The organism is Caulobacter mirabilis, assembly GCF_002749615.1.
Lineage (GTDB): Bacteria > Pseudomonadota > Alphaproteobacteria > Caulobacterales > Caulobacteraceae > Caulobacter > Caulobacter mirabilis.
In genome coordinates this window covers 2,675,061-2,689,254 of record NZ_CP024201.1, presented here as the reverse complement: position 1 = coordinate 2,689,254, position 14,194 = coordinate 2,675,061, and the positions used below count along the sequence as shown (strand labels likewise).

Here is a 14,194-nt window from a genome sequence, read left to right as displayed (position 1 = left end):
AAACGTGCGATAACCGCACCGGATTTTGGGGAGGCCGTCATGGTCGATCTGTTCGAAAAATACTGGTGGCTGCTGTTTCCGCTGATGGGCTTCGCCTTCGGCGGGTTCGGGATGTGGCTGAACTACAAGCGCAGCCGGGACGCGCTCGAGCTCATCAAGATGTACGCTCAGCAGGGCAAGGAGCCGCCGGCCGGGCTGCTAGCCGCCGTCTCGCGGGGCGGCGCCTATGACGCTCAGGAGGACTGGACCGGCGTTCCGGCGCGGCGGGGCCGGCGTGAACGGCGCTATCACAACGGCGAACGGCTGATGACCTTCACCGCGCTGGCCGTTGGCTTCGGCGCGGTGGCCTGGTGGGGCGGCGAGGGCCCCACCCGTCTGGCCTTCGGGGTTGTCGCCCTGGTGATGGGCGTCATGGCGGTCGGCTCCCTGATCATCCTTCTGGTGCAGCGGCGGGATCGTGAGGGCCAATGACGCCGCAAGGCCTCGACGCCGATCTGGTCGAGGCCGCGCGCGGGGGATCGTCGGCGGCGTTCGGGCGGCTGGTCGACCGGCACCAGCGGGCCGTCCGGGGCTTCCTGCGACGTCTCTGCGGCGATGCGGCCGAGGCCGACGACCTGGCGCAGGAGACCTTCCTGGCGGCCTGGACCGAGATCGGCCGGTTCCGCGGCGAGGCCGAGGTCCGTTCCTGGCTCTGCGGCATCGCCTGGCGGCGTCACCAGAGCGCGGCGCGGGCAGGCCTGCGGCGGCGGCGGCGGGATCAGGCCTGGTCCGAGGCGGCGCAGCAGCAGGGCGCAATCCCGGCCTCGTCGGACGACCGGCTGACCCTCGAACGGGCGCTCGCGGGCTTGCCGCTGGATCAGAGGGCGGCCGTGGCGCTATGTTTGGCGGGCGAGTTCAGCCACGCCGACGCGGCCGAGGTTCTGGGCCTGCCGATCGGCACGGTGAAGTCGCACGTCGCCCGCGGGCGCAGTCGCCTGCTGGCGGCGATCGGAGGCCGTGATGAGTGAGCAGGAGCCGATGGACGCCCAGGCCCGCGCCGAAGCCTCCCTGGCGGCCTTCTTCGCCGAGGATGGGCTGGCCGAGCGCGATCCGGCCTTCTCGGCGACCGTGGTCGAGGAGATCGCGCGGCGGCGGTTCCGGGCGAACCTGCTGGAGCTGGCGGGCGTCGCAGCCTTGGCGGCGCTGGTGCTTTGGGCGCTTTGGCAGGCCGTGTCCGCGGATGTGGCGGCCATCGTTTCCGGCGCGGGGCCGGCGGCTCTGGCGGCGGTGGTCCTGGCGTCGCTGTACGTGGGGCTGAAGCCGCTGTTCCGGCGCGCCTGAACCCTTACGAACATTTCATCCCGACTCGCGCATCCAAGGGCGGGGGCTGGCGCCTCTATTGATCAGAAGGCGGAAACGGCTGGGCCGCATCCGCCTGTCATCGAGGAGACGAACTGATGGAAATCCTGATCCCGATCACCCTGTTCGCGATGATCGCCGCGATCGTCCTGGTCCCCAGCTGGCTGAAGAGCCGCGAGCGCCGCGAAATGCAGGAAACCCTGCGCAGCGCGATCGACAAGGGACTGCCGCTGCCGAGCGAGGTGATCGACGCGATGACCAAGAACGTGAAGGTCGCTCCGACGGCGCTCAGCGATATCCGGACCGGCATCGTCTGGCTGTCGGTGGGCATCGGCATCGGTCTGCTGGGCTTCATCATCGGCTTCCGCGAGGCCGACGCCTTCCACCCGCTGCTCGGCATGGCCGCGATCCCGACCATGATCGGCGTCGCCTTCATCGCTCTGAGCTTCGTCAACCCGAACAAGGGCAAACAGTCCTAGTCGGCGCGGATCTCTGGAGGGGAGCGCAAGCACATGGCCGGGGCGAGATCACCCGCCAGTCTGCACGATGTCGAGCTCGCGGCCCTGGCCGCGTCCGGCGACCGGCCCGCCTTCGGCGAGCTTGTCCGTCGGCATGGCTCGACGGTCCGGGGGCTGCTGCGTCGCATGGGGGCCGAACCGTCCCTCGCCGACGACCTGGCCCAGGACGCCTTTCTGGTCGCCTTCGAGCGCATCGCGGAGTTTCGCGGGGAAGGGGCCTTCTCGGCCTGGGTGCGCAAGATCGCGGCCAGGCTGTACGTCCGCCGCTGGCGGCGCGACGCCAGGTTCGACCTGGATATGGAGATCGCCGACGAGGGGCATGGCGACGAGGGTTCGGCGGCCGACCGCATCGACCTGGATGAGGCGCTGAAGGCGCTGTCGCCGGCGGAGCGGGTCTGCGTGTCGCTGTGTTACGGAGCGGGGGTGTCTCATGCCGAAGCGGCGGAGGCCTTGAACGTGCCTCTTGGAACGGTCAAATCCCATGTCAAACGTGGTCTGGATAAACTCCGGGCTCGCCTCGCGCCGGGCGTCGGCGCGCAGGGCGGCGCGGAAGGGAGCAGGGGTCATGGCTGAACTCGACTTCGAGATGACGCTGGACCGGATGTTCCATGAGCCGCCGGCCTTCCCGGACTCGGAAGCCTTCGCCAAGCTGGTCGAGCTTCGGCTCGATCGGGGCTGGAGCGTCCGGCAGATCGGCATCGGCGTCGCCGGGCTCGTCGCGGGCCTGGTCGGCGCCTTCCAGCTGGTCAACAGCCGGGTGCTGGTCGACCTGGGCGGCGAGAGCGTGCGCCAGGTCGCCCTGATCAGGGAGGGCGCCGCGGGCCTGACCCGCGCCGGCGAAGGCCTGTCGTCCCTGCCGGTGAGCGGTGAAGTGATGTGGATGGCGGTGGCCCTGGGTGTTATGGCCGTCGCCTTCGCCGTCACCCGCGCGGTCGAGGAGTTCCAGTAGCGCCGCAAGGAGCCCGCCCGTGTCCGCCCAACGCCAGGAAATCGTCCGTCGCCTCGCCGCGCCGGACATCGCCGCGCGCAAGGGCGGCGAACCGATCGTCTGCCTGACCGCCTACACCGCGCCGGTGGCGGCGGTGCTGGACGAGGCCTGCGACCTGCTGCTGGTCGGCGACTCGCTGGGCATGGTCGTCCACGGCCTGCCCAACACCGTCGGCGTTACGCTGGAGATGATGATCCTGCACGGCCAGGCGGTCATGCGGTCGACCCGCAGGGCCATGGTCGTCGTCGACATGCCCTTCGGCTCCTACGAGGGCGAGCCGGAGACGGCCTACGCCAACGCCGCCCGGATCATGAAGGAGACCGGCGCCCAGGCGGTGAAGGTCGAGAGCGGCCCCACGGTGCCGGCCACCATAGATTACCTGGTCAAGCGCGGCATCCCGGTCATGGGCCATGTCGGTCTGCGACCACAGGCGATTCTCGTCGACGGCGGCTTCAAGGCCAAGGGACGCACCGACGTGGAGCGGGAGCGGGTTCTGGCCGAGGCGCGCGCGACCGCCGAGGCCGGCGCCTTTTCGGTGGTGGTCGAAGGGGTCGCCGAGGATCTGGCGCGCGAGGTCACCGCGGCCATCGCCGTCCCGACCATCGGCATCGGAGCCAGCGCCGGTTGCGACGGCCAGATCCTGGTCACCGACGACATGCTGGGTCTGTTCGATTGGACGCCCAAGTTCGTCCGCCGCTATGCCGATCTGAAGGGTGAGATCGCCGAGGCGGCTCGCCGCTACGCCGCGGACGTCAAGGCGCGGACCTTCCCGGGCGAGGCCGAGACCTATTTCGCGAAAAAGCAGGGCTGACGGACGTCTCAGCCGCGTTGCGGCGACGCGGTTCACCCTATAGGTTCCCGGCCTCTATGCCGATTTGCCGGAGCGCCCGTTCGTGGTCGATGTATTTGAAGAGGTCGAGGATCAGATCCGCACGGAGCGGTACAAGACCCTCGTCCTGAAAGTTCTGCCCTGGGCGATCGGCGCGGCGGTCATCGCCCTGGCCGCGGCGCTGGGCTACTGGGCCTGGACCTCGAACCAGACCAAGCAGGCCGACAAGGCCGCCGAGCAGTACGTGGCCGCGCTGGAGACTGCCGGCAAGGGCGACCAGGCCAAGGCCTTCACGGCGCTGGGCGAGGTCGCCAAGTCCTCGGACAAGACCTACGCCGCCCTGGCCCTGCTCATGCAGGGCGGCATCCGCCAGGAAGAGGGCAAGACCGCCGAGGCGGTGAAGCTCTACGACGCCGCGGCGGCCGCCACGAGCGAGCCTCTGATCACCGACCTGGCGCGCCTCAAATCCGCCTTGGCGCTTCTCGATACCGCTCCCTACAAGGATATCGAGGGGAGACTGACGCCTTTGTTGGAAGAGAAGCGGCCCTACCGCCTGCAGGCGCGCGAAGCCCTGGCCTTCGGCAAGTTGCTGGCCGGCCGCACGGCCGAGGCCCGCACCGACTTTTCCGCCCTGTCGAACGTCCTCGGCGCGTCCGAGGGCATGCGCCAGCGCGCGCAGGCCGCGATGGGCCTGATCGACTCGGGTTCGGCCGCGGCCCTGCCGGCGGCGGTGAAGGCCGCGATCGCCATGCCGGAGGCCCCGCCGCAGGTGTTGCCGCCCGCCGTCTCCCCCGCGCCGCAAGTCCAGCAGGGACCCGCCCAATGACCAAACGTATCGGCGGCGTCGCCGTTATCGCCGCGAGCGCCCTGGCGCTCGCGGGCTGTTCGACCCTCGGCTCGGTCAGCAATCTCAACCCCTTCAAGAAGAACGAGAACAAGGAAGTCGCGACCGACGGCCGGCGGATCTCGATCGTCGCCTTCGACCAGAAGGTCGAGGCGTCGGAATCGCTGAAGGGCGCCGATTTCAACCTGCCGCCCGCGACGGCGATCGCCAACTGGCCCCAGCCGGGCGGCGCGCCCGACGTGGTCGTCGATCACGTCCAGGCTGCGGCCAGCTTCGACGTGGCCTGGCGCAAGGGTTTCGGCAAGGGGTCGAACCGGGCGCTGCATCTGCTGGCCCCGCCGGTCTACGCCGACGGCCGAATCTACGTCATGGACGCCGAGGGCGAAGTGGCGGCGGTCGATGCGCGCACCGGTTCGGTGATCTGGCGCAAGCCGCCCGAGAACCGCACCCGCCGCGACAAGCAGGCCTTCGGCGGCGGCGTCGCCTACGCCGACGGCAAGGTCTATGTGTCGTCCGGCTATCGCTACGTCGCCCGCCTGGACGCCGCGACCGGCGCCCTGGAATGGAAGACGAACTCGAGCGCGCCGATCCATGGCGCCCCGATCGTCACCCAGGGCCGCGTCTATGTGGTCAACACCGACAACGAGATGCTGACCTACGACGTCGCCACGGGAACCCAAGCCTGGACCTACCAGGCCCTGGTCGAGCCGGCGCGTATCCTGGCGGCCAGCAGCCCGGCGGCCCAGGGCGACACCATCGTCGCCGGCTTCGCCTCGGGCGAGGTCGTGGCGCTGCGGGCCGGCAACGGCAACGACCTGTGGAACAACACCCTGGCCAAGGCCAGCCGGACCAGCGCCCTGTCGGAGATCCGCGACGTGGCTGGCCGTCCGGTGATCTACCAGGGCGACGTCTACGCCGCGAGCCACTCGGGCGTGTTCGGCGCGATCGACCTGCGCAGCGGCCAGTCCCGCTGGAGCCTGCCGATCGCCTCGATCACCACGCCCTGGCCGGCCGGCGACGTCGTCTACGTCATCTCGCAGGCGGGTGAAGTCATCTGCGCCTCGCGCGAGAGCGGTCAGGTCTACTGGATCAAGGATCTCAACGCCGGTCTGGCCACGGCCAAGAAGAGCAAGCTGTTCTTCGGCATGGCTAAGCAAAAGGTCCGTCCGCTGTTCTCCGGACCGATCCTGGCCTCCGACCGCCTGATCGTGGTCTCCAGCGACGGCAGGGCCATCGCCCTCAACCCGAAGACCGGCGATTTCCTGAAGGAGATCAATCTGGGCGGGCCGGCCTTGGTCACCCCGATCGCCGGCGGCGACACGGTCTACGTCGTCACCGACAAGGCCGAATTGGTCGCCATCCGGTAGTCTTTCGACCCGCTTTCATGGTAAGGGCGCGGCCCCCGCGGGCTGCGCCCTTTTCTTTTGGCCGCATCTGCTATCTTCCGGCGATCCGTCGCCCCTGAGACTGAATTCCGCATGCCCCTCAAGCTCGCCATCGTCGGCCGGCCGAACGTCGGCAAGTCCACGCTGTTCAACCGGCTGGCGGGCAAGAAGCTGGCCATCGTCGACGACCAGCCCGGCGTCACCCGCGACCGTCGCTTCGCCAAGGGAAACCTCGGCGACCTGGAACTGACCCTGATCGACACCGCCGGTTTCGAGGACTCCCACGACGAGAGCCTCGAGTCCCGCATGCGTCAGCAGACCGAGCGCGCCATCGAAGAAGCGCAGGTCGTCCTGTTCCTGATCGACTCGCGCGAGGGGATCACCCCGGGCGACGAGATCTTCGCCCAGCTCCTGCGCCTGACCGACAAGCCGGTGATCCTGGCCGCCAACAAGGCCGAGGGGCGGCAGGGCGACGCCGGCATCGCGGAGGCCTGGTCGCTGGGCTTCGGCGAGCCGCTGCCGCTGTCGGGCGAGCACGGGGAGGGCATGGCCGAACTCTACGCCGCCCTGGTCGCCCAGGAGGCTCTGGCCAACGCCGAGGAGGAGGAGGCGGAGGACGACAAGCCGATCCGCATCGCCATCGTCGGCCGGCCGAACGCAGGCAAGTCGACGCTGGTCAACCGGCTGATCGGCGAGGACCGGATGCTCACCGGGCCGGAGGCGGGGATCACCCGCGACTCGATCTCGGTCGAGTGGGAGCACGCCGGCCGGAAGGTCCGCCTGGTCGACACCGCCGGCCTGCGCCGCAAGGCCCGCGTCCAGGACAAGCTCGAGAAGATGTCCACGTCCGACACCATCCGCGCCATCACCTTCGCCGAGGTGGTGCTGCTGGTGATGGACGCCACCCATCCGTTCGAGATCCAGGACCTGCAGATCGCCGACCTGATCGAGCGAGAAGGGCGGGCGCTGGTCTTCGTCCTGGCCAAGTGGGATCTGGTCGAGGACCCACAGGCGCAGCTGAAGGCCTTCATCGAGCACGCCGAGCGCATGCTGCCCCAGGTGCGGGGCGCGCCGGTCGTCGCCCTGTCCGCCGCCAACGGCCGCGGCGTGGAGCGGCTGATGCCGGCGATCCTGAAGACCTACGAGAACTGGTCGACGAAGGTGAAGACCCGCGACCTCAACGACTGGCTGGCCATGGCCATCCAGCGCCACCCGCCGCCGGCGGTGAACGGTCGTCGGATCAAGCCGAAGTACATGGCCCAGACCAAGGCCCGTCCGCCGACGTTCGTGCTGTTCTCCAGCCGCGCCGACCAGATGCCCGAGCAGTACCGCCGCTACCTCGTGAACAGTCTCCGCGAGAGCTTCGACCTGCCCGGCGTGCCGATCCGCGTGACGCTGAAGAGCAACCGCAATCCCTACGCCGAAGGCGAGGAGAAGGGCGGCGCGCCGTCGTTCCAGCAGGGCGGCAAGGCCAAGAAGGAAAAGGCCCAGGCGCTCGCCGCCGAGGCGCGCGCCGAGCGCGCGGAGGCCCTGGCCGCCGGCGGACCGCCGGTGAAGCCCAAGGCTGTCCCGCCGCGCCCCACCGGCGTCAAGGCGGCCAAGGCTCGCGCCGCGGCCGCGGCGAAGTACACGAAGTCGATGGGGGCCAAGGGCGGTCGCGCCGGCATCGCCAAGCTGCGCGGCGGCGCCTCCACCAAGAAGGGCGGCAAGAAGAAGTAGCCGTCCCTTCCAGGGAAGGCTTAGAGCTTGCCGCCGGCGGCCTTCCAGTCGCTGAACACCACCGGCCTGTCGGGCAGGCCGAGGTCCGTCGCCTGGGCGAGCTGGACGACCAGGGGCGCGATCTCGGCCGGCTCCGGCAGGGTCATCGGATCCTCGCCCGGATAGGCCTCGGCCCGCATGCGGGTGCGCATCTGGTTCGGGTCCAGCAGGACGGCGCGGACCGGCGTGTGCTCGACCTCGTCGGCCCAGCAGCGCACCAGCGCCTCCATGCCGGCCTTGGTGGCCGCGTAAGGCCCCCAGAAGGCCTTCGGGCGTACGACACGGCCCGTGGTCAGGAAGATGGCCCGGCCGGCGTCCGACGCCTTCAGCAGCGGCTCCAGCGCCCGGATCAGCCGCCAGGTCGCGGTCAGGTTCACGGTCAGGGTCTCGTCCCAGCGCTTGGGATCGATATGGCCCGTCGGGCTGATGCCGCCCAGCACCGCCGCGGCGTGGACGACGATGTCCAGGCGGCCCCAGCGCTCGTGGATGGTGGCGCCCAGGGCGTCCAGCGTCTCCGGCTGTTTCAGGTCCATCGGGACCAGGGTGGCGTGGGCGCCGGTCTCGGCGAAGATCTGGTCATCCAGGGCCTCCAGCCCGCCCTGGGTGCGGCCCAGGGCGATGACATGGGCGCCGGCGCGGGCGAGGCCCAGGGCGGCCGCCTGGCCGATGCCGCGCGTGGCGCCGGTGACCAGGGCGATACGGTTGTTCAGGGGCTTGGAATCCATGCGCGGCTTCTAGCGGGTCGGCCCGGCCGCGTCATCCTTTGCGCCGGTTCGCGGAACGGATATCGTCGGGCCGGGGGACAAGCCATGAAGAACCAGCTCAATCGCGGCCTGCAGAAGCGGCTGATGTACGTCGAGAACAAGGACGGAGACATCGATGGCGTCGCCGCCCGCATCGGATGGGTGACGTTCTCCCGCACGGGAAAGACGGTCTACTACCGGGGCCGTGAGCTGGCCGGGATCGGCGGCGCGGGCGTGCGCGGCAACTTCCTCGATGTCGAGACCCAGGAGGAGTACTGGGTTTCCGGCGTGAAGAAGCGGGGTTCGAACACCCATTGGGCCGAGCGGACGGCGGTTGAGATCGATCCGGACGCCCTGGAGGCCTATGAAGCGCTCCGCGTCTCCGCCTGATCGCCGGGCCTCGCGCCGTATCTCTGCGCGATCACGGCGCAGGCCATCAGCTGGATCTGGTGGAAGAGCATCACCGGCAGGACGATGAAGCCCACCGTGGCCGCCGGAAACAGGATGCTGGCCATGGGGACGCCGGTGGCCAGGCCCTTCTTGGAGCCGCAGAAGACGACGACGATCTCGTCCTCCTTGGAGAACTTCATCAGCCGGGCGGCCTGGCGGGTGACGACCAACACCACCGCCAGCAACACGACGCAGATGACCAGCAGGACGGTCAACTCCAGCGCGCTGACCTGCTTCCACAGGCCGCCGACCACGGCCGCGCTGAAGGCGCCGTAGACGACCATCAGGATCGAGCCGCGGTCGGTGTAGCTGACCAGCTTGGCGTGGCGCTGGACCCAGCCCTGAACCCAGGGGCGGACCAGCTGGCCGACGGTGAACGGCAGCAGGATCTGGACGGCGACATCCTGGATCGCCTTCAGCGAGATGCCGCCGGTGGTGGTGTGCAGGAACAGGCCGACCAGCAGCGGCGTCAGCACCACCCCGATCAGGTTCGAGGTCGAGGCCGCGACGACCGCGGCGGCGACGTTGCCCCGCGCCTGCGAGGTGAAGGCGATCGAGGACTGCACCGTCGAGGGCAGCAGGCAGAGGTACAGCACGCCGGCCGCCAGCTGTTCCGGCAGGAGCCAGGTCGGCAACTGGACGAGGCCCAGACCCAGCAGGGGGAACAGCAGGAAGGTCGAGCCGAGCACCAGCAGATGCAGCCGCCAGTGAACCAGGCCGGCGATGACGTGCTCGCGTGGCAGACGGGCGCCGTGCAGGAAGAACAGCAGGGCGATGGCCGCCTTGGTCAGCCAGCTGAACCAGATCGCCGCCTCGCCGCGCACCGGCAGGAGGCTGGCCAGAACCACCATCAGCAGGATGGCGATGATGTAGGGATCAGGCTTCAGCCAGGCGCTTGCTTTGCTCATTTCGTCCTGCATGGCCGTCCGCAGCGGCCTCCGCAAGCCGCCGCGCTCATCTTTCGGTCCCGGCCGAAACGATCGGGGCGACGAGCAGGGTTCGCAGGCCCGGATCGTTGGGCAGATGCTCGATGCGGCCGCCGAGCTGCTGGACCATGGCCGCCATCATCCGGCTGCCGAAGCCGCCGGCGCTGTTGCTTGCGCCGCGACCTCGATCGGCGACGATCAGATGCAGATCGGGGCCGTGGTGCTCCAGCGAGACGACGATCGGTCCGGGTTCGCCGTCATAGGCGTACTTGTTTGCGTTGATCACCAGCTCCGTCAGCACCAACCCGAGCGGCACGGCGCGGTCGGTCGGGACGGTGACGGGCTGAAGGTCGAGCGTGACCTGACCGACCCATTCGGGGCCCATCGAACCGAGCATCTCGCCGATCAGGTCCTCGATGTAGCGTCCGAGGTCGACGGTCTCGATCTGGTCGGCGCGATAGAGGCGGCGATGCACCAGCGCCACGGCGTGCAGCCGCCGTCCGGCCTCCTCCAGCGGAGCGCGGAGAGCCTCTTCGTCCAGCGACCGCGCCTGCAGCGCAAGGAAGCTGGACACCAGCTGCAGGCTGTTCTGGATGCGATGGTTTGCTTCCTTGATCAGCACTTCCTTCTGCAGCAGCAGCGCTTCCTTGTCGGACACCATGTCGGCCAGCCGCTGATTCAGTTCGCGCAGGCGATGGCGCTGTCGGGCTTCACGCAGGGCGTCGCGGAAACGGCCGATGGTCTCCAGTTCGGCCAGGCTCCAGCGCCGCGATCGGCCGCGCACCGTCTCCCGCCAGGCCTCGAACGAGGCGCGGGGAGTCAGGGCGCCTTCCGCGTCGGGTTCGATCGCCTTGTGGGGATTGCCGGCCCAGTTGATGACCTCGACCTGCTCGGCTCGGAACCAAAGGAGGACGAAGGGCTCATCGGCGCTGACGACGACGGAGGCGAGGCCGCTGGCCCGGTCGGCATAGCATTGGGCGGGCGGGTGCGCCTCGCCCAGACGGTCCGTCGTACGAGGTTCGCCGTCGCCTTCCAGGACCCAGGCCGCCAGGTCGCGGACCTGAATCTCCGAGGGGCAGGCGCCTTCGGCCCAGAGCATGCCGGCGCGCAGCACCGCGACGCCGTCGGCGTCGAGCAGCTTGCGGATGTCGGTCAGGCTGCGGGCCAGGCCGGCGTCGGTGACGCCTTCGGGATCGAACTGGGCGAGCAGTTCGTCCTCGAGCAGGCGCAACCGGATTCGCTCGCGGTACAGCTGGGCCTCTTCCTTCGCGCGGATCTGACGGGCGAGGGCGGCGGCCAGCGCCCGGCAGGCGACGCGGGTCTCATAGGGCAGCAGTCTGGGCGAGCCGTGATGGCAGGCGATCAGGCCCCACAGCCGGCCGTCGCGCACGATCGAGACCGACGCGGAGGCCGCGACCCCCATGTTGCGGAGGTACTGCAAATGGACGGGGGACACGCTGCGCAGAGCGCAGTCGCTCATGTCGAGCGGCGTCTCGCCCGCCCAGGGAGGCGACAGCGGGGCCGGGCGGTAGGCGGAGTCCGGGATCACGCGGACCAGGTTCCGGACGTAGAGCGCCCGGGCCTGGGCCGGGATGTCGGAGCCGGGGAAGTGGTGGTTCAGGAAGGACGACAGATGGTCGGCCCGGTCCTCGGCCAGCACGGCGCCGACGCCGTCGTCCTTGAACCGGTAGATCATCACCCGGTCGAAACCGGTCAGCCGCCGGAATTCGATCGCGGCGCGCTCGCACAGCGCCTGCAGCGATGGTGAGCGCTCGAAGGCGGCGGCGGCGGCCTCCAGACCGCCCAGAAGGTGCGGAGCGGGCCGGGGCTCGGCGCCCGGCTCAAGCTCGACGATCAGCGCGTCCCCGAGGGTGTGCGCGACGACGTCCAGCGGGCCGGCCGGCGTCTCCAGCTGCCCGACGAACCCGCCCTTCACGCCGGACTGGGTCAGCGCCGCGGCGCGCAGCGCCAGGGCGTCGCCGATCACCGCGCCCAGCGCCAGGCCCCGCCATTCTGGATGACCGAGCTTGCCGCCGACCTCGCCCGCGGCGTGCCGGATTTCCAGCGTGTCGCGGGCGACGACCAGCATCACGCCGTGAGGCTGGATGGCGCCGGGGATATGGATGGGCTCGCGATCGCAGGCCGTCAGGTCGGGCGTGGTCATGCCGGCATCATCGCCCCCGGCGGGAGGCCGGCCGGCCGTACTGGTGGTCATGGGCCGCTCCCGACACGCGAGCCGCAATGCTCGTCCGCCCACTGTCGTTCAACGGGCGGCGCCTGTCAGTCGGAAACTGACCTCAGGCGCTGACCAGGAACGACAGCTGTTTGGCCGCCGCGTCGCCGCCGCCTTCGGCGATCTCGCGATCCAGCAGGCGGGTCGGGTAATCGCCGGTGAAGTAGTGATCGGTGAACTGCGGCTGGGCCGGATCGCGCGGACCGGCTTCCAGCGCCCAGTACAGGCCTTCGACCGAGAGGAAGCCCAGGCTGTCCACCTCCAGGAAGCGGGTCATCTCGGCGAGCGACTTGCGGGCCGCCAGCAGCTTGTCGCGGTCGGGCATGTCGATGCCGTAGAAGTCCGGCCACATGATCGGCGGGCTGGCCGAACGCAGGTGAACCTCCTTGGCGCCGGCCTCGCGGACCATGCGGACGATCTTGCGGCTGGTGGTGCCGCGCACGATCGAGTCGTCGATCAGCACGACCCGCTTGCCGGCCAGCACCGCGCGGTTGGGGCTGTGCTTCATGCGCACGCCCAGTTCGCGGACGCCCTGGGTCGGCTGGATGAAGGTGCGGCCCACGAAGTGGCTGCGGATGATGCCCAGCTCGTAGGGCACGCCGCTGGCCTGGGCGTAGCCGAGGGCGGCGGGCACGCCGCTGTCGGGCACCGGCACGACCACGTCGGCCTCGGCCGGGGTCTCCTGGGCCAGGCGCATGCCCATGCGCTTGCGCACGTCGTAGACCGGCCGGCCGTTCACCACGCTGTCGGGGCGGGCGAAGTAGACGTATTCGAAGACGCAGGGACGCGCCTTCTGCTCGGGGAAGGGCTTGAGGCTCTCGACGCCGGCGTCGGTGATCACCACCATCTCGCCGTTCTCGATGTCGCGCACGAAGGTCGCGCCGATCATGTCGAGGGCGCAGGTCTCCGACGCCAGCACCGGCTTGCCGCCGAGGTCGCCCAGAACCAGCGGGCGGATGCCCAGCGGGTCGCGGACGCCGATCAGCTTCTTGTTGGTCAGGGCGATCAGGGCGTAGCCGCCCTCGATCTGCGAGACCGCGTCGATGAAGCGGTCGATGATGCGGGCCTTCCGCGAGCGGGCGATCAGGTGAAGGATCACCTCGCTGTCGCTGGTCGACTGGAAGATGGCGCCTTCGCCGACGAGGCGTTCGCGCAGAGCCAGGAAGTTGGTCAGGTTGCCGTTGTGGGCCAGGGCGACGCCGCCGGCCTCGAGATCGGCGAACATCGGCTGGACGTTGCGGATGCCGCTGCCGCCGGCCGTGGCGTAGCGGGTGTGGCCGATGGCGTAGGCGCCAGGGAGGCGGTCGATCAGGTCGTCGCCGGTGAAGGCGTCGCCGACGTGGCCCAGGTGGCGCTCGGTATGGAAGCTCTTGCCGTCGAAGGCGGCGATGCCGCAGGCCTCCTGGCCGCGGTGCTGAAGGGCGTGGAGGCCCAGGGCGGTCACGGCGGCCGCGTCGCGGGCGCCGAAGACGCCGAAGACGCCGCACTCGAGCCTGAGCGTGTCGTCCTCAGGGTCCCGGACGGGCTGGACGTAGCGGTCGCTCGTCTGTCCCAGGATCGTCATCGCGTCTTCTCCACTAGATCGTCCATGGCGTTCCGCTCGCCCTGATCATAGCCTGTTTCGGCCTCGCTGGGCGCCGCCGTTCCGGCCTTGACCGCGTCCTCGATCGCCGGGGCCACGGTCTTGGCCATCGCCAGGCCCTCGGGCGCGAACGCCTTCAGGAGGCGGCCGCCGGCTTCCGTCACCGGATAGGTGAGGGCGCCCGTCACCCACTTGGGCGCGCGGTCCGGGGGCGTGGCCATGTGGAACAGCAGGTTGAACGCTCCAAGCAGCACGAAGGCCCTCAACAGTCCGAATCCGCCGCCGATGACGCGGTCCGCGACCCCGAGAGCCTGGGTCTCCTGCACGCGGCGGGTCATGCCGGCCCCGAGCAGTCGCAGCGCGATATAGGTCAGCAGGCCGACAAAAAACAGAGCCAGTCCGATGCCGGCCCAGTCGGGGTCCACAAGTTTGCGTGCGAACGGCGCCGTGAACCGCAGGGAGAAGACCGCCGCGGCGGCCGCGCCGAGGAAGGCCAGCACCGTGAACAGCTCGCGCACGCCGCCGCGCGACAGCCCGATCAGGGCCGAGACGATCAGCAGCGGCCCGGCGATGAAGTCGAACTGGGTCAGGTGCATGCGG

Annotated in this window: 16 protein-coding genes; 11 read left to right on the top strand and 5 right to left on the bottom strand. The window is 69.8% G+C overall.

The window, feature by feature from the left end; translation table 11 throughout:
- The first annotated feature begins 39 nt into the window (after positions 1–39).
- The 10 genes from CSW64_RS21830 (at position 40) to der (ending at position 7,621) form a co-directional block, all read left to right on the top strand.
- Positions 40–471, top strand: coding sequence for a hypothetical protein (locus CSW64_RS21830; protein ID WP_150131406.1), 432 nt, complete (start codon positions 40–42; stop codon positions 469–471).
- A complete protein-coding gene (locus CSW64_RS13060) occupies positions 468–1,007 on the top strand; it encodes an RNA polymerase sigma factor (protein ID WP_099622530.1) in 540 nt (179 codons plus the stop codon). The genes CSW64_RS21830 and CSW64_RS13060 overlap by 4 nt, the downstream gene beginning before the upstream one ends.
- Positions 1,000–1,320, top strand: coding sequence for a hypothetical protein (locus CSW64_RS22030; RefSeq protein ID WP_172448540.1), 321 nt, complete (start codon positions 1,000–1,002; stop codon positions 1,318–1,320). The genes CSW64_RS13060 and CSW64_RS22030 overlap by 8 nt, the downstream gene beginning before the upstream one ends.
- A gap of 116 nt (positions 1,321–1,436) precedes the next feature.
- A complete protein-coding gene (locus CSW64_RS13050) occupies positions 1,437–1,817 on the top strand; it encodes a DUF6249 domain-containing protein (protein WP_099622529.1) in 381 nt (126 codons plus the stop codon).
- A 33-nt stretch (positions 1,818–1,850) separates the two neighbouring features.
- Positions 1,851–2,429: an RNA polymerase sigma factor gene (locus CSW64_RS13045; RefSeq protein ID WP_099622528.1), complete on the top strand. Its 579-nt coding sequence runs from the start codon at positions 1,851–1,853 to the stop codon at positions 2,427–2,429.
- Complete coding sequence (locus tag CSW64_RS13040) at positions 2,422–2,805, top strand: hypothetical protein (RefSeq protein ID WP_245863690.1); 384 nt, start codon at positions 2,422–2,424, stop codon at positions 2,803–2,805. Before CSW64_RS13045 ends, CSW64_RS13040 begins: the two co-directional genes overlap by 8 nt.
- 19 nt (positions 2,806–2,824) lie before the next feature.
- Positions 2,825–3,655 carry a 3-methyl-2-oxobutanoate hydroxymethyltransferase gene (panB, locus tag CSW64_RS13035; RefSeq protein ID WP_099622526.1) on the top strand — a complete coding sequence of 277 codons (831 nt, stop codon included), beginning with the start codon at positions 2,825–2,827 and terminating at the stop codon, positions 3,653–3,655.
- A gap of 82 nt (positions 3,656–3,737) precedes the next feature.
- Complete coding sequence (locus tag CSW64_RS13030) at positions 3,738–4,499, top strand: tetratricopeptide repeat protein (protein WP_099622525.1); 762 nt, start codon at positions 3,738–3,740, stop codon at positions 4,497–4,499.
- The gene (locus CSW64_RS13025; RefSeq protein ID WP_099622524.1) at positions 4,496–5,884 is read left to right on the top strand and encodes a PQQ-like beta-propeller repeat protein; all 1,389 of its coding nucleotides are present in this window, start codon (positions 4,496–4,498) and stop codon (positions 5,882–5,884) included. Before CSW64_RS13030 ends, CSW64_RS13025 begins: the two co-directional genes overlap by 4 nt.
- Before the next feature lie 111 nt (positions 5,885–5,995).
- Positions 5,996–7,621 carry a ribosome biogenesis GTPase Der gene (der, locus tag CSW64_RS13020; RefSeq protein ID WP_099622523.1) on the top strand — a complete coding sequence of 542 codons (1,626 nt, stop codon included), beginning with the start codon at positions 5,996–5,998 and terminating at the stop codon, positions 7,619–7,621.
- A gap of 20 nt (positions 7,622–7,641) precedes the next feature.
- On the opposite strand, the gene CSW64_RS13015 is transcribed toward der, so the two are convergent.
- Positions 7,642–8,385, bottom strand: a complete 744-nt coding sequence (locus CSW64_RS13015; RefSeq protein ID WP_099622522.1) for an SDR family NAD(P)-dependent oxidoreductase — start codon at positions 8,383–8,385, stop codon at positions 7,642–7,644.
- A gap of 84 nt (positions 8,386–8,469) precedes the next feature.
- On the opposite strand from CSW64_RS13015, the gene CSW64_RS13010 reads away from it, so the two are divergent.
- On the top strand, positions 8,470–8,793 hold the full coding sequence (locus tag CSW64_RS13010; RefSeq protein ID WP_099622521.1) for a hypothetical protein: 324 nt from the start codon (positions 8,470–8,472) through the stop codon (positions 8,791–8,793).
- On the opposite strand, the gene CSW64_RS13005 is transcribed toward CSW64_RS13010, so the two are convergent.
- The 4 genes from CSW64_RS13005 to CSW64_RS12990 form a co-directional block, all read right to left on the bottom strand.
- On the bottom strand, positions 8,766–9,761 hold the full coding sequence (locus tag CSW64_RS13005; RefSeq protein ID WP_245863689.1) for a bile acid:sodium symporter family protein: 996 nt from the start codon (positions 9,759–9,761) through the stop codon (positions 8,766–8,768). The two genes, CSW64_RS13010 and CSW64_RS13005, sit on opposite strands and share 28 nt — an antisense overlap.
- Before the next feature lie 46 nt (positions 9,762–9,807).
- A complete protein-coding gene (locus CSW64_RS13000; RefSeq protein ID WP_216361172.1) occupies positions 9,808–11,994 on the bottom strand; it encodes a histidine kinase dimerization/phosphoacceptor domain -containing protein in 2,187 nt (728 codons plus the stop codon).
- 82 nt (positions 11,995–12,076) lie between these two features.
- Positions 12,077–13,576 (bottom strand): amidophosphoribosyltransferase, encoded by a 1,500-nt coding sequence (gene purF / locus CSW64_RS12995; protein WP_099622518.1) that lies wholly within the window; start codon positions 13,574–13,576, stop codon positions 12,077–12,079.
- The gene (locus CSW64_RS12990; protein WP_245863688.1) at positions 13,573–14,190 is read right to left on the bottom strand and encodes a CvpA family protein; all 618 of its coding nucleotides are present in this window, start codon (positions 14,188–14,190) and stop codon (positions 13,573–13,575) included. Before CSW64_RS12990 ends, purF begins: the two co-directional genes overlap by 4 nt.
- Positions 14,191–14,194: the final 4 nt, after the last annotated feature.

What these genes read in the sequence shown, in the direction of transcription:
- CSW64_RS21830 (WP_150131406.1), top strand. Translation starts at nt 40, where the DNA reads ATGGTCGATCTGTTCGAAAAATACTGGTGGCTGCTGTTTCCGCTGATG.
- CSW64_RS13060 (WP_099622530.1), top strand. Translation starts at nt 468, where the DNA reads ATGACGCCGCAAGGCCTCGACGCCGATCTGGTCGAGGCCGCGCGCGGG.
- CSW64_RS22030 (WP_172448540.1), top strand. Translation starts at nt 1,000, where the DNA reads ATGAGTGAGCAGGAGCCGATGGACGCCCAGGCCCGCGCCGAAGCCTCC.
- CSW64_RS13050 (WP_099622529.1), top strand. Translation starts at nt 1,437, where the DNA reads ATGGAAATCCTGATCCCGATCACCCTGTTCGCGATGATCGCCGCGATC.
- CSW64_RS13045 (WP_099622528.1), top strand. Translation starts at nt 1,851, where the DNA reads ATGGCCGGGGCGAGATCACCCGCCAGTCTGCACGATGTCGAGCTCGCG.
- CSW64_RS13040 (WP_245863690.1), top strand. Translation starts at nt 2,422, where the DNA reads ATGGCTGAACTCGACTTCGAGATGACGCTGGACCGGATGTTCCATGAG.
- CSW64_RS13025 (WP_099622524.1), top strand. Translation starts at nt 4,496, where the DNA reads ATGACCAAACGTATCGGCGGCGTCGCCGTTATCGCCGCGAGCGCCCTG.
- der (WP_099622523.1), top strand. Translation starts at nt 5,996, where the DNA reads ATGCCCCTCAAGCTCGCCATCGTCGGCCGGCCGAACGTCGGCAAGTCC.
- CSW64_RS13015 (WP_099622522.1), bottom strand. Translation starts at nt 8,385, where the DNA reads ATGGATTCCAAGCCCCTGAACAACCGTATCGCCCTGGTCACCGGCGCC.
- CSW64_RS13010 (WP_099622521.1), top strand. Translation starts at nt 8,470, where the DNA reads ATGAAGAACCAGCTCAATCGCGGCCTGCAGAAGCGGCTGATGTACGTC.
- CSW64_RS13005 (WP_245863689.1), bottom strand. Translation starts at nt 9,761, where the DNA reads ATGAGCAAAGCAAGCGCCTGGCTGAAGCCTGATCCCTACATCATCGCC.
- CSW64_RS13000 (WP_216361172.1), bottom strand. Translation starts at nt 11,994, where the DNA reads ATGACCACCAGTACGGCCGGCCGGCCTCCCGCCGGGGGCGATGATGCC.
- purF (WP_099622518.1), bottom strand. Translation starts at nt 13,576, where the DNA reads ATGACGATCCTGGGACAGACGAGCGACCGCTACGTCCAGCCCGTCCGG.
- CSW64_RS12990 (WP_245863688.1), bottom strand. Translation starts at nt 14,190, where the DNA reads ATGCACCTGACCCAGTTCGACTTCATCGCCGGGCCGCTGCTGATCGTC.